Annotated in this window: 15 protein-coding genes and 2 pseudogenes; 7 read left to right on the plus strand and 10 right to left on the minus strand. The window is 55.1% G+C overall.

Going from position 1 to position 12592, the window contains the following annotated elements; translation table 11 throughout:
- Nucleotides 1–78 precede the first annotated feature (78 nt).
- The gene (locus tag JCM25146_RS02540) at nucleotides 79–1815 is read left to right on the plus strand and encodes a nuclease-related domain-containing DEAD/DEAH box helicase (protein WP_025825668.1); all 1737 of its coding nucleotides are present in this window, start codon (nucleotides 79–81) and stop codon (nucleotides 1813–1815) included.
- 247 nt (nucleotides 1816–2062) lie between these two features.
- Here the strand turns inward: JCM25146_RS02540 and JCM25146_RS22765 are convergent.
- Together JCM25146_RS22765 and JCM25146_RS23305 are read right to left on the minus strand one after the other, a co-directional pair.
- Nucleotides 2063–2395: pseudogene (locus JCM25146_RS22765) on the minus strand (DNA cytosine methyltransferase); the annotation flags it as partial.
- Between the two features lie 524 nt (nucleotides 2396–2919).
- Nucleotides 2920–3708, minus strand: a pseudogene (locus JCM25146_RS23305) (DNA cytosine methyltransferase); the annotation flags it as partial.
- Between the two features lie 69 nt (nucleotides 3709–3777).
- Here JCM25146_RS23305 and JCM25146_RS21150 point away from each other — a divergent pair.
- Both JCM25146_RS21150 and JCM25146_RS24775 read left to right on the plus strand, forming a co-directional pair.
- Nucleotides 3778–4101: a very short patch repair endonuclease gene (locus JCM25146_RS21150; RefSeq protein ID WP_242400884.1), complete on the plus strand. Its 324-nt coding sequence runs from the start codon at nucleotides 3778–3780 to the stop codon at nucleotides 4099–4101.
- Between the two features lie 444 nt (nucleotides 4102–4545).
- Entirely contained in the window at nucleotides 4546–4899 is a 354-nt protein-coding gene (locus JCM25146_RS24775; protein ID WP_081774722.1) for a sigma factor, read from the plus strand.
- Between the two features lie 294 nt (nucleotides 4900–5193).
- Here JCM25146_RS24775 and JCM25146_RS02575 read toward each other — a convergent pair whose 3' ends face one another.
- Together JCM25146_RS02575 and JCM25146_RS02580 are read right to left on the minus strand one after the other, a co-directional pair.
- Nucleotides 5194–5493 carry an EthD family reductase gene (locus tag JCM25146_RS02575; protein WP_025825680.1) on the minus strand — a complete coding sequence of 100 codons (300 nt, stop codon included), beginning with the start codon at nucleotides 5491–5493 and terminating at the stop codon, nucleotides 5194–5196.
- A 164-nt stretch (nucleotides 5494–5657) separates the two neighbouring features.
- Nucleotides 5658–6047, minus strand: coding sequence for a (R)-mandelonitrile lyase (locus JCM25146_RS02580; RefSeq protein WP_025825682.1), 390 nt, complete (start codon nucleotides 6045–6047; stop codon nucleotides 5658–5660).
- A 129-nt stretch (nucleotides 6048–6176) separates the two neighbouring features.
- Between JCM25146_RS02580 and JCM25146_RS02585 the strand changes: the two genes are divergently transcribed.
- Nucleotides 6177–7070 carry a LysR family transcriptional regulator gene (locus JCM25146_RS02585; protein WP_025825684.1) on the plus strand — a complete coding sequence of 298 codons (894 nt, stop codon included), beginning with the start codon at nucleotides 6177–6179 and terminating at the stop codon, nucleotides 7068–7070.
- Between the two features lie 75 nt (nucleotides 7071–7145).
- On the opposite strand, the gene JCM25146_RS16670 is transcribed toward JCM25146_RS02585, so the two are convergent.
- The 6 genes from JCM25146_RS16670 to JCM25146_RS16675 all read right to left on the minus strand — a co-directional run bounded on the left by JCM25146_RS16670 (nucleotide 7146) and on the right by JCM25146_RS16675 (nucleotide 10548).
- A complete protein-coding gene (locus tag JCM25146_RS16670; RefSeq protein ID WP_051543933.1) occupies nucleotides 7146–7799 on the minus strand; it encodes a dihydrofolate reductase family protein in 654 nt (217 codons plus the stop codon).
- A 5-nt stretch (nucleotides 7800–7804) separates the two neighbouring features.
- Complete coding sequence (locus tag JCM25146_RS22360; RefSeq protein WP_159101947.1) at nucleotides 7805–7972, minus strand: hypothetical protein; 168 nt, start codon at nucleotides 7970–7972, stop codon at nucleotides 7805–7807.
- A 4-nt stretch (nucleotides 7973–7976) separates the two neighbouring features.
- Nucleotides 7977–8303, minus strand: coding sequence for a carboxymuconolactone decarboxylase family protein (locus JCM25146_RS02595; RefSeq protein WP_025825686.1), 327 nt, complete (start codon nucleotides 8301–8303; stop codon nucleotides 7977–7979).
- Between the two features lie 142 nt (nucleotides 8304–8445).
- Nucleotides 8446–8589, minus strand: coding sequence for an SDR family NAD(P)-dependent oxidoreductase (locus JCM25146_RS21160; protein WP_148298950.1), 144 nt, complete (start codon nucleotides 8587–8589; stop codon nucleotides 8446–8448).
- A 182-nt stretch (nucleotides 8590–8771) separates the two neighbouring features.
- Nucleotides 8772–9977: a Na+/H+ antiporter NhaA gene (gene nhaA, locus JCM25146_RS02605; protein WP_025825688.1), complete on the minus strand. Its 1206-nt coding sequence runs from the start codon at nucleotides 9975–9977 to the stop codon at nucleotides 8772–8774.
- 259 nt (nucleotides 9978–10236) lie between these two features.
- Entirely contained in the window at nucleotides 10237–10548 is a 312-nt protein-coding gene (locus tag JCM25146_RS16675) for a VOC family protein (RefSeq protein WP_051543960.1), read from the minus strand.
- A gap of 463 nt (nucleotides 10549–11011) precedes the next feature.
- Here JCM25146_RS16675 and JCM25146_RS22365 point away from each other — a divergent pair, with 463 nt between their 5' ends.
- From JCM25146_RS22365 to JCM25146_RS20550, 3 genes are all read left to right on the plus strand, one after another.
- Nucleotides 11012–11515 carry an RNA polymerase sigma factor gene (locus JCM25146_RS22365; RefSeq protein WP_025825691.1) on the plus strand — a complete coding sequence of 168 codons (504 nt, stop codon included), beginning with the start codon at nucleotides 11012–11014 and terminating at the stop codon, nucleotides 11513–11515.
- Between the two features lie 86 nt (nucleotides 11516–11601).
- Nucleotides 11602–12033, plus strand: a complete 432-nt coding sequence (locus tag JCM25146_RS20545) for a DUF4880 domain-containing protein (protein WP_051543935.1) — start codon at nucleotides 11602–11604, stop codon at nucleotides 12031–12033.
- On the plus strand, nucleotides 12005–12571 hold the full coding sequence (locus JCM25146_RS20550) for a FecR family protein (RefSeq protein ID WP_051543937.1): 567 nt from the start codon (nucleotides 12005–12007) through the stop codon (nucleotides 12569–12571). Before JCM25146_RS20545 ends, JCM25146_RS20550 begins: the two co-directional genes overlap by 29 nt.
- Nucleotides 12572–12592: the final 21 nt, after the last annotated feature.

A 12592-nucleotide genomic window follows, 5' to 3' on the forward strand; every position in this document is an offset into this window, starting at 1 on the left:
ACTCGACCGTGCGATGCTGGTCGGCGACGCGGAGAACGCTTTCTCGGGCTTCTTCAAAGATCTCGTTTCGGAGGCCCAATGGCAATCCTGATCCCCGACGTCCCGGAGCGCTGCCCCAATAGCGAGCGGCTCGTCTATGAGCGACTGGGGCGCGAGCTGCCGGACGACTGGGTCGTGCTCCACTCGCTTGGACTGCCGGGTCACGAGAAGAAGATCTGGGGGGAGGCGGACATGATAATCCTGTCGACCCTCGGCGTCTTTGCCCTGGAGGTGAAGGGCGGGAAGGTTTCGTGCGCCAACGGTGTCTGGACCTTCTCGGGAGACTTCAAGAGCTATACCAAGCGGGAGAGCCCTTGGACGCAGGCGTCGGGTGCGATGAATGCGGTCAGAGACCGCCTCCAAGCGGCTGCCGGGTCGTTCAAAGATGTGCTCTTCGGCTTCGGCGTCGTGATGCCGTATACGACCTTTACAACGACGGGTGCAGAGATCGTACCGGAGGTTCTGCTCGACAAGCGGCAATTTCGTGACACACTTCGCCACTTTATATCCGCTATCCAGCGATACTGGAACGACGTTTATCTCGAGAAGCGGGGTAGGACTTACCGTGGCCTCAGACCGGACGAAATCCTGCTCGCAAGGCAAACGGTGAGGCCGGACTTCGAAACTGCGTTGAGCCTCGGCGGATATCTCACGGGCGTCGACGCCCGGCTGATCTACCTCTCCAACGAGCAGATCCGAGCCTCGCGCCGGCTTGCCGCCAATCCGCGAACGGTCGTGCGCGGCGCGGCCGGAACAGGAAAATCGGTCATTGCGCTTGAACGCGCGCGTCAGCTCGCTGCAGATGGCAAGCGCGTGCTGATGCTCTGCTTCAACCAGCTTCTGGCTGCTCACGTGCGCGACGGCCTTGCGGCTGAAGGGGGGGCGAAGCCAGAGGTCCGCCATGTCCACGCGCTCTACCGCAAGCTCATCGCGGACGCCGGCCTGCTGTCGCGACTCGAGATAGAGGACCCCGATCATCAGGAATTCTTTCCGAAGCGCTTTCCCGAGTTGGCGGCGGAAGCGCTCTGCGAACGGGACCCGGAGCAATGGGACGTCCTGATCGTGGACGAGGCTCAGGACCTGCTCACGCCAGAGCACCTCGACGTCATGGACTTGCTGGTTCGTGGCGGATTGAGGCGGGGACAATGGCACCTGTTTCTGGATCCTCTCCAGAACATTTATGGTGTAGAGACGCAGGAGATCGTGGGACGGAGGCTAAGTGAGAGTGCGCCGGCGTTCGACGATCTATTCGAGAATTGCCGGAACACGCGGCAGGTTGCGGTGCAAGCCTCGATCATCTCCGGGATTGACCTCGCAGTAGCCGGCGCACCTGATGGGCCGCAGTGCCACGTTCATTACTATGCGAGCAGGGAGGACGGCATTGCCCAGCTCGACGCCATTGTCCGCGAACTCATAGATCGCGACGTCCCGGCCCGCGACATCGTTATTCTGTCCACCCGCCGCCACGAGAACTCGCTCCTCGCGGGGCGATACGAACTCGCAGGTCGCCGCCTCGCCGATCCGTCGGACGAGGCGGCGCTGCGCGGCGGATCCCTGCTGTTCACAACAATGCACGCATTTAAAGGTCTCGAACGGCGAGTCGTCATCGCCACCGACATGGCGGAAATTGGCGAGGATCGGTGGGTGATGCTTCACTACGCGGGACTTTCGCGCGCCCGTGGGCTGCTGCACGTTTTTATGCCTACTTCCGCCCGCCGCGCGTATGATCGACAGGGAGAGGCGTTTGGGAGGCGATTGGAAACTCGGCGGATCTGATTCTTGCTTATGATAGAGCGTCAGTTCATTGCAATTTATTTAAAGAACACTCTAATTGCGCCAGAGTCGTCCGTGATCCTGCCCCCTAACATGCCTTCGGTTTTGAGTCAGCTTCTGTGGATTGATATATGTCTTGTCGGCGTTCTGAGCGAAAGCCTTAGGCGTCATACCGTCGAGACCGGCGGGGGGTCTGACGGCGTTGTAATCGGCTCGCCAGTGAGCCGCGCCGGGGCTCGTGATGCCATACTCAGGCGACATGACTTAGTCTCGCTTTTTCGGCGGGAGCGGAGCGGGTGGAAAGGATCGTGGCCAGCGCCTCGCCGATCCAGCGCGCAAGAAGTGGCGGCACCGCATTGCCGACTTGGACGTACTGCTGGGTGCGGTTGCCCTTGAAGAAGTAATTGTCCGGAAAGGTCTGAAGCCGGGCGGCTTCCCGGACCGACAGGCTGCGGCACTGCTGCGGGTCGGGATGAATGAAGTAGTGACCATCCTTCGAAATATGGCTAGTGACGGTGGTCGATGGGCCGGTCGCCACTTGGACCCGGAAGCGATCGGCGAATTTTCCCGATGACCAGTTCTGGTGTTCCGGTGCAAGCTCGTCTGGAAAGTCCGACGCTTCGGCGACCTGCCGGTCACCTCGGCGAAGACGGCTGCGAAGAAGTAACGCGCGAGGTCGCTTGCCATATGGCTGCGGGCCTGATGGTTGGGCAAGGTCTTGAGGCGAGCGTCAGTCAGCCATCCGGCGAGATAGGCCGGACAGTCGGACGAGATGCCTTTGCCGCGACCTTCCCGCCGGGGAAAGCGCTTCGAAGCGCGAAAAGCATCGTGGTGACGGGCTACGGCGACCGTGAAGGCGAGATGCTGTTCGTCGGCAAGGCCGGTATCTACGTCCGCCACGAAGGCCATCGCGGCCGACACGATCTGCCGCCATTCGTCCTCAGTGTCGGGACCGCGACTGAGGCCGCTTCTCAGCTTCGGCATGCCCTCGATCACTTGGCCGACCGTTGCCTTGAGGCTGTGGCGTACCATAAGCTGGGTCAGCGCACGATCGGATATGCCGGTTGCAATATCGGACCGCAGTCCGACGACGATGACGCGGTGTCGGGCTTGGGGGACGCCGAAGTCCTCGGCTCGTATGACGAAGTCGCTGCCTTTCGGCTCGAAGCGGCTGAAATCGAGCTGCCGTCGTTCTCCCGGCGCCAAGGCAATAAGACGATATCGGCCGCCGCCACGTTCCTCGCCGCCTAGATCCTTCAGTACCTGATCGAAAATGCGGTTTTCGCCATCGACCGAAGAGGAAAGCATCCCTTTGACGTTCTCCATAACGAAGGCAGCAGGTCTGAGCCGGTCCAGGATCCGGATATATTCTTCGTACAGGAAGTGCCGGTGGTCCTCGCTGGCGATGTAGCCTTTCTTGCCTTGATTTCGCGCTCTGCCGACGAGCGAATAGGCTTGGCAGGGAGGTCCGCCGATCAGGACGACGTTTCCGCCAGAGCTTTCGCGAATCTGGTCGAGCCGAGGGTTCAGACGAAGGTCGGGATTTTCCTTGCCAAGTTCCAGCTGCCACGCTTCGGCGACGGCTGCGTCCCACTCTCTGGGAAATTCGGTTGCCCAGTCGGGTTCGCCGCCGCCATCGTTCAGGAACTCATAGTAGCGATCGGGAAGCCCCTCGGCGAACTGGCGCAAAAAAGCCCGCAGGCGCAGCGTCGAATGGGCGGCAAAGTCCTTCTCGATGGAAAGTGCTATGTCGAACGCGCGCGTGCCGTCACTTCCCGAAACGCTCGAAAACCCTTCGGCCAGTCCTCCCGGACCTGCAAATATGTCGACGACAGAATATGTGGGCAAGAATCGTGCGCTTTCGGTCCCGCTGGCATGTTGCACAACGAATAGCATCTGCAGTCAGACATAGACAGGCCAAGGTTGATGGTAGACGTAGTAGATCCGAGGACCCGATCACGGATGATGGCGGGCATTCGCGGCAAGGATACGAGGCCCGAGCGGTTGCTCCGGCAAAAGCTCCATGCAGCTGGCATCCGCTACCGGCTGCATGCGCCCGATCTGCCCGGCAAGCCCGATCTTGTCTTCCCCCGGTTCAAGGCGGTTGCCTTCGTCCACGGCTGCTTCTGGCATCGCCACAAGGACTGTCACTGGTGTAGCACTCCTTCGTCCAACACGGACTTCTGGAGTGCAAAGTTCGAACGCAACGTCGTGCGCGACAGGGACGCGGACCGCTTAACTTTGCTCAAACTCGCTCTCCGGCGAACGCAAGCCAAGCGTCTGTTGTGAGGAAAGGCGTTATTTGATTGATATTAATAAATTATATCGCTGCCTGAAGTGAATATGGGTATCGGTGCTTGCGTGCCCCCGCAACCATCTGAATTTCCAAATAAAATCAGGTCGTTAGCCCGCTCACAGAGCGGGCTTTCTGCGTTCCAACACACCAACTGGAATCATATAGGAATCATCCGGAAGCGAATTCACGCGTAGTTCCGGGACGCGCCGAGTGCGCAGCTAGAGGGCCGGGAAGGGTAAGAATCGGCTTGAGCCGCACAGCACAGAGCCGATCCGCGAACCTTCTCCTTGCCTTCCCTGGCGTCCTCACGTAGCTACCAAATAAGAATGGTTCTTAATGTGGTGAAATGCTGAACGGTTGAAGGAGTCGAATATCCTCTGCCAGCCTGTTCACGGAGTGAGAGATCGACGCCAGTGTCGCATGCAGAGACGATCGAGATGGCCTATCAGAACAGCCGGTCTGAACTGCTGAAATATGCCACGGCCATTACAGGCGACCGTCAGCAGGCAGAAGACATCCTTCAGGACGAATGGCTTCGCTGTACAGCGGCTGCGGTTTCAGAACAGATCAGGGAGCCAATCCGTTTTCTGTTCCGGGTCGTTCGGAACCTTGCACTCGATTACCGACGGCGGCGCACATACGAAAAACGCTATATCAATGTCGAGGTTGATGATCGTAGCACTCGCTGCGTGGGGCGGTTCCGGAGGGTTATGGGGACTGGTTGTTCCGCTTTTCATCTTTGCCTCGGCGACCGGTTTTATTGTTGCCAATTCGATTGCTGGCGCTCTTAATGTTTCTCCCGCACGATCAGGTTCGGTTTCAGCATTTGTGGGGGCGGCGCAATATGGGAGCGGCATACTTGGCTCCGGTCTGATCGGTGTATTTGCGGATGGCACACCATGGCCTATGGGCTGGGTGGTTGCATTAACAGGAGTTGGTAGTTTTCTGTGCACGCTTGCGTTGCTTTTCCATCATGGCGGAAGCAACAAAGAAAAGACCTGACTGCAGGTATTCAGGACGGATAGAATAGAAAGACTGGTCCAAAATTCTTTTTTCACATCACATCCGCCCGAATGGCATTGAGATCAGAGCGCGGTGCCACGCAGAATGATCGGCACGATTGTCGTGAAATTCTTTACATCGTTCATGACAGCCGGTGTATGCGGAGACGCAAGAGCGGCCTGAAGCGCGCTTTCTCCTTCAAAAACACATTCGCAGATCGCATGATTGCCATTTGGCGCCGGACTTGGAAAAAACGCTGTCGCCGAGATCAGGCCCAATGGTTTCCACACGCTGTTTACCAGCGGAATGTGATGGGTCGTGTAATAGTCATGATCGAACGAGGCATCAGCGCTCGCAGGGTAGGTCACGAAGAGTGTTATCATGTCCAGTTCTCTCTTTCCCACTCGCGGGATAGGCATTTTTGTTTGTTAACTCATCATTGTGCCATAAAAATATGTGCTTACAAGAGACCCGTTGCGCAACTGTCCCACTCCCCAATATAATTTTCTGATTGTATTACAGGTCGAGCTTTTATGCCTTTAGGACTTCAGCGACGATACTGTTCGTTGCTGACATGCTCCATCCACTCCGCAGCTTTACCGTCTTTCGATTCAGTGATGGCGATATGGGTCATCGCGCATTCTGGCGACGCACCATGCCAATGCTTCTCCTCTGGTTCAAACCAGACGATATCGCCGGGGCGCACATCTTCGATTGGTCCGCCCTCACGCTGAACCCAGCCGAAGCCTTCAGTGATGAGGAGAGTCTGGCCGAGCGGGTGTGTGTGCCAGGCCGTGCGTGCACCCGGTTCAAAAGTGACGGTCGCGCAGGCAAGCGCACCACTACCAGCAAAGGGCGCATCGACCCGGACAGTGCCGGTAAACCATTCGGCCGATCCTTTAACGGAGGGTTTGAAACCAGGACGACGGATATCCATACATAGTCTCCTTCAAAGAGTGCCTAACGGGCAAAACACCACCCAACAGCTTCATCAGACATCAAAGCATGAGGTCATTTCCATGATTAGATGCTATGATCAGCTTGATCTTATGCTTGGAGTTCATAAATGCGCCGCGAGGAACTAGTCGATCTCAATGCGTTCATGGTGGTCGCGGAAGAACAGAGCTTTACACGGGCAGCTGCGAAACTTGGTACGTCCCAATCCACGTTGAGCCATACGATCCGTCGATTGGAAACTCGTCTGAATGTCAGGCTTCTTACACGCACGACCCGCCGGGTCGCCCCGACGGAAGCGGGCGAACGTCTGTTAACAACACTTGTTCCAGCGCTCGACACAATCAGCAGTGAAATTGCTTCCCTCAGCGAACTTTCTGAGAGACCGTCAGGCACAGTCCGGATTACGACTTCCGAACATGCCGCCAATACGCTGCTGTGGCCGGCACTTGCTAAGATTCTGCCCAATTATCCGGATTTGCATGTTGAACTGGCGATTGATGCCAGTCTAACCGATATTGTTGCCGAACGTTTTGATGCCGGAGTACGCCTTGAGGAAACAATTGCCCGCGACATGATTGCGGTTCCTATCGGACCTCCTTTGCGTATGGCCGTTGTCGGAGCACCGTCCTATTTTGAACGGCATCCTATCCCCCAAAAGCCACAGGACTTATCCCATCATACCTGTATCAATCTGCGTCTTCCGACCTCTGGCGGTGTTTATGCATGGGAGCTGGAAAAGGGGAAACGGGCGCTGCGCGTGCGTGTGGATGGGCAACTAACGTTCAATAATGTGCCAATGATCCGTCAGGCGGCGCTGGATGGTTTTGGTTTGGCCTGTGTTATGGAAGACCAGATGGCGGCATATCTGGAGGATGGGCGTTTGATACGTGTCTTGGAAGACTGGTGCCCGGCTTTTCCCGGATATCATCTCTATTATCCAAGCCGCCGGCAATCGTCTGCGGCCTTCCGTTTGATTGTGGAAGCTCTACGCTACAGGAAATAAAAAACCTTATTCAAGGAATTGTTTTTTCTATTTTATATCTCAACCACAGAACACCGTTATCGCGCTTTTCAACATCTAGAAGCTTAATGCCTGCCCACGAGCTGGCTCATTGTCTGTTGCACAAACCCAGTCGAAGCTACTGGCAATTCCTGATACACCATCGATCCCTGGATAAATCATTAAACTTATCTCGTTAATGACTCCTGCTTGCAGGAAGGCGCCATTAATCAAGCCCCCACCTTCAAGTAGCAGTTTACGACGTCTAAATGTATTTCCTAGAACTGCAACAGCTTGTTGAATGTTACGTCCATCTGGCCCAGCAAAACAATAAGAGATACCATTGTCGCGTAATGTTTGCAGGTAATCGTCAGCAACATTATCTGCAAGGACTGCAACAATACCGTCTCCTTCAATATCAGAACGTTCATATTGCAACTTGCCGTGCGGGTCCATAAAGATCGCTAGGCGTTCGGTCAGGTTTTGCGCCACATAAGGTTCTCGTGGAAACTGGTTGTTGGTGCCTTTCCGGGGCTCGGTCGTGTTTACAAAATGTTCAGAGGCAGTTGCTCGTCCGATAATCCAACCATCGGCATCGTATGTCTTTTCAACATCATAATACTGGTTGACGAGACTGTCTCGATTCACCCCATCAACGGGAAGGGTCCAACGATCAGGCACAATGCGGCCATCAATTGAGCTGATCATATGGCAGATAATGAAGGGCTGCATAATACTCAGTAGTCCTGTCTGGTCGGACGAAGATTATAGAGTTTAACGTCCTGACGCAGTCCTTTGGAGATGACCCGAACGGTTGTCTTGGTCGCGGAGCAAGCAGTGGCCTCATCAAGTCCGCTGCGGGTACCCGTGACAACGACGATTGTCCCCTGAACATTTTGCGTCATGAATTCAGCCTTTCTGTTCGTCAAAAACGCCGCGCGCGATGGTTAGAGCGGTGGATGCCGTGGGCCACCCGGAATAGAAGGCAAGATGTGTGATAATCTCGATGATCTCCGCTTCGGTGACGCCGGTGGCGAGCGCCTTACGGATATGAAAACCCAATTCGTTGGTGCGATAAAGCGAGATCAGGCTGCTGACTGTCACAATACAGCGCTCACGTGGGGTAAGACCTGGCCGTTCCCAGACATCACCGAACAAGACATGATCTGTGTAGTCGGCAAGGCCGGGAGCGATATCACCGAAAGCCTTACGGGCGGGTGAAGGAGTATCGGGCATGTGTCGAACTTTCTACATGTTGGTTATTGCAACGGTTGATTTACTGAGCGTAGTAGCTACCATCGACAAAAAGTGCTTGTCCGAGCGTCAGGCTGGCACTTGAATTGCAAAACCAGATTACACGTCGGCAATTTCCTCGGGGCTACCTAAACGTCTGATTGGCTGCATTGACATCTGCCAGCATTACTGACGCGCCTGCACGGGCAAAGGTCTGTGCAGGTGCCAGCCCCATTCCTGCACAGGCGCCGGTTACGAAGGCGATCTTGCCGGAAAATGTTTCTGTCACACCCTCGTCCTTGTTTCGAGCTGCTGAGCGTGAGATTTAAAAGCTGATCTACTTCAATGATTAGTCAATATATTTCGCATGAAGCTATCTCTCAAATTCATAAATGAAATGACAAATTTTCATGTGGTCGTTGAAGTTTTTGCGTTAGGGTAACGAATTTGTTTCTGCTTGCAGGGCGTCTTCTAGCGAGAAGGTGGCCGGTTATGCTGGGGCAAGAAACGCAACCAGAACCATCCGATCAGGGCAGACAGAATAGAGCCGACAAAAATGCCCATCTTGGCTGGGGTCACAAGGTCTGATCCGGCAAATGCTAGGTTCGCTATAAACAGGCTGATCGTGAAGCCAACGCCGCACAGCAGCGAAAGACCGAACAACATTCTCATTGGGGTTTCACCTGGAAGCGTCGCGATCTTTAACCGGGCCGAAAGCAGCGTCGCGCCAAAGACACCGACTGGCTTGCCAATAATCAGTCCCAATATGATCCCTAACGGAACAGCCTCCAGCATCATGCTCGGATAAATACCCACCAGTGATACGCCCACATTCATGAAACCGAAAAGCGGCAGGATCACCCACGTGACAAGGGGGGCCAGCACGGAGCTGGTTCTATCAAGAGGCGTAACCTGTCTTACGTCTTTTTCGGATGTTGTTGCCGGCAGACAAAGCCCTGTTATCACCCCAGCAAGAGTTGGATGCAGCCCAGAGTCCAGCAGTGCTATCCACAGCGCGACGCCGCCGATAGCATAAGTCCATAACGTCCTGATCCCAGTCCTGTTCGCACCGATCAATGATGCCGTGACAAGTGTGGCGGCCACCAAAGCGGGCCAGTACAGAGCACTCCCGTAAAACAGGGCGATCACCACGATACCCAGCACATCATCGAAAATAGCCAACGCCATCAGCCAGGCTCTGGCTCCGGGCGAGACATGTCGTCCAAGAGCAAGAATGATAGGCAATGTGAATGCAGCATCCGTGGCAACAGGAATGGCCCATCCGCGCGTCGCTTCCGGATGCCCGTATACCACCAGGAGATACGTCAGGGCGGGCACAACCATTCCGCCTAGTGCTCCGACAAGCGGCAGGGCCACGCGACGTAGTGACGAGAGGTGGCCGGAGACGATTTCCTTCTTGATTTCGAGAATGACCACCAGAAAAAACAGGGTCATAAGCCCGTCTGAAACCCATGCCTCTATGTTTTCCGGCCCATGCGAGCCTAGAAGAGAAAGCTTCATGGGTGTCGTTATCAGGGATGTATACCCCAATGCCCACGACGAATTTGCCAACATAAGGCCCGCAATAGATGCGAGCAGGAGAACAGACGCTCCGCCTGCGGGAGAGATAAGGAAACGTCGAATATGGGCAGAAAACGCGAAAAAGGCTTCAGTCATGACTGTTTATTGGACACGGCAGGATCCCTGACAAGTTAAAAATCTGGGTTATCTTGTCATAATCTTCCTCTTCACGTGTTGGACGAAAGCCGTTACAGCCTGTCTAATCCCGCATCGTAGATCAGACAGGCTGTTCAGGTTGCTCAGCCGTTCATGCCGGGCATTATTACGGGTTTCCTTGAAATGCTTCTACAGGCCGAACCGGAGTTAATGTCGTGATTTCGATGAAGTAGCCACCCTTCGCTTTAAAGTAGAAACACTACGCGCCGTGCGTGTCGCGTGGTGCCTGCACGTCCCAGCCATCCGCGCTTAGGCGCTTATAGAGAGCATCGACATCCTCGCGAGACTTTTGGATGAAACCAATGTGCAGGATGTCGAATTGCTTGGGATAATCGAAGCCGTCGAGCTTGTTGTCAAAATGGTTGACGATCAGCACAAGCCCATCGTTGTCTTGCATGATGGCCATCTTGCTCCCACGCACAACGAGGGTGTGCAGGCCGAAATACTGTTCGAACATTACGCGATCAGCCTCGGTATCGTGGCTGTAGAGATTGATATGGTTCAGCTTCATGACTGTGTCTTTCCGTTGGTGAAACGGACACGAGCCGGTCGCAACATGGACAACGACGACCGACCACAGACGAGGCCAATCCTCGTCGTGTCCGGCCATGGCCAAGAGCGGTCTTACTCGCTCAAGCGTGACTGTCTCTGAAGAGACCACAGGTTGTCACCATACCTGCATCGCTGTCTTTTTAGGCAAAAACGACTTTGCTGATACCAACTGCAGCGGTCAAGTGGCATACCGTGTCCCCGCAACCACTTCTGTCATAACTAGCTCATCATCGACGTATGATTGTTCACTCGTCTGCTTCTGGCAGATGGGAGATTGTTACTGCTTAACTGCCCCATGGTCTGCTTCTGTTCCCCTTGTCTGGATTGACGTTGTTCGCTACGGAAATGATAATTGGTCGCAATTAATGCCTGATGTATCAACGATCGGGGCTGACTGGCCAGTCAGGGGAACCACACGTGGGATGTCGAACAACGTATCCATACTGAACAAGGCTTTCGTGTCGGAGCGTAACGCTCTGGGACGCCTCTTTCAGAAGATGGGCACCAACGTCGCGCCTGACGATTTACTCCAAACCCTCTGGATTCGTATTCAGAGAGTCGCAGAAAATCCCCCGATTCATAACGGCAAAGCGTATCTGTTTCGCCTCGCTTCTAATCTCGCAATAGATCAGGGCCGTGTCGATGCGCGCGTCCAGCGTTTGCAGGATGAAGCACGGTCAATTCTCTATGGGGACGAAACCAATACGCTGGACGCGGAAAAGGCGTTTCTTGCGCGAGAGGAGCTTGAGCGCGTCATCGCCGTCGCCAAAAATCTGACTGAACCGACCCGCACCATCTTCTGGCTTAATCGTATCAAAGGGATGTCGATGGGCGATGTTGCCAGAATAATGGGCGTCTCACGGACGACCGCCGATAAGCATCTGAAGCGCGCTATAGCTCAGCTTGGAGATGCGCGGGACGGCTGATATTTTCTGCACGAGGGGTGAGGGATACGGGTTCGAGAAACGTCTCTTTCTTGCCGGGCAGATAATCAACGGCTCTGAAAGCAGGCATGACCGATTTCAACGCATCCTATGACCGTGAGACGACAGAGGCGGCCCGCCATTGGATTGCGCGTCTTGCTTCGGGCGATATTTCCGAACAGGAGATGGCTTCCTACAAGCAATGGGTGGCGGATGAAAAGCACCATGAAGTTTTTCAACATGAACTAAAACTATGGCGCAGTCTGAACCTGATTGCAGATAATCTGGCTCCAAGTACTGCTATTTCCATTCAGGCAGCGCGCATGAAACAGCGACGACGCAGGGTCGTTGTCGCTTCTGTGTCTGCCATTGCTGCCTGTGCTGCGCTTCTGCTGGCTGCGCCCGACATCACCATGCGTCTGCGCGCCGATGACTGGACGACGAACCACATTGAGGGGGTGGTTTTGTCTGATGGTTCACATGTTGTCCTCGATGCGGACTCAGCTTGCCGTGCATTATGAGCATGGGGCGCGTACTGTCGCATTATTGCGTGGTCGTGCCTGGTTCGACGTCAGGCATGACGCAGAGCATCCGTTCCGGGTAGAGGCGGCAGGAAGTGTAGCCGAAGATATCGGAACGGCATTCGAAATCGATCGGCGCTTGACGGATGAAAGCGTCGAAACCTCTGTGCAAAGCGGCTCAGTGCGCGTTTCCTCCCGCAATAATGGCTCTTCCGTCATCCTGACTGTCGGGCAGCGCGCCGTGTGGCGTGGTGATCATGTTTCACGGGAGACTGACATTGCACCTGATTCTGTAGCCTCATGGCGGGATGGTCAGCTTATGCTGACTTCCGTATCTGTTCGATCGGCAGTCCAGACGATTGCCAGATACCGTGACGGCAGGACGTTCATTATCGGCAATATCGACGACCTTCCTCCCGTCACGGCTCTGGTGGACGCACGCAGGCCTGACGATGCGCTGGCTGCTTTGGCGTCTGGAACGTCCATAAATATCTATCGTTTGCCAGGTGGCATCGTCATCGTGCGTAGAAAAAACTAAAAAACGTACCGTAGGGGTTGG

It is taken from the genome of Acetobacter okinawensis JCM 25146 (assembly GCF_000613865.1).
Lineage (GTDB): Bacteria > Pseudomonadota > Alphaproteobacteria > Acetobacterales > Acetobacteraceae > Acetobacter > Acetobacter okinawensis.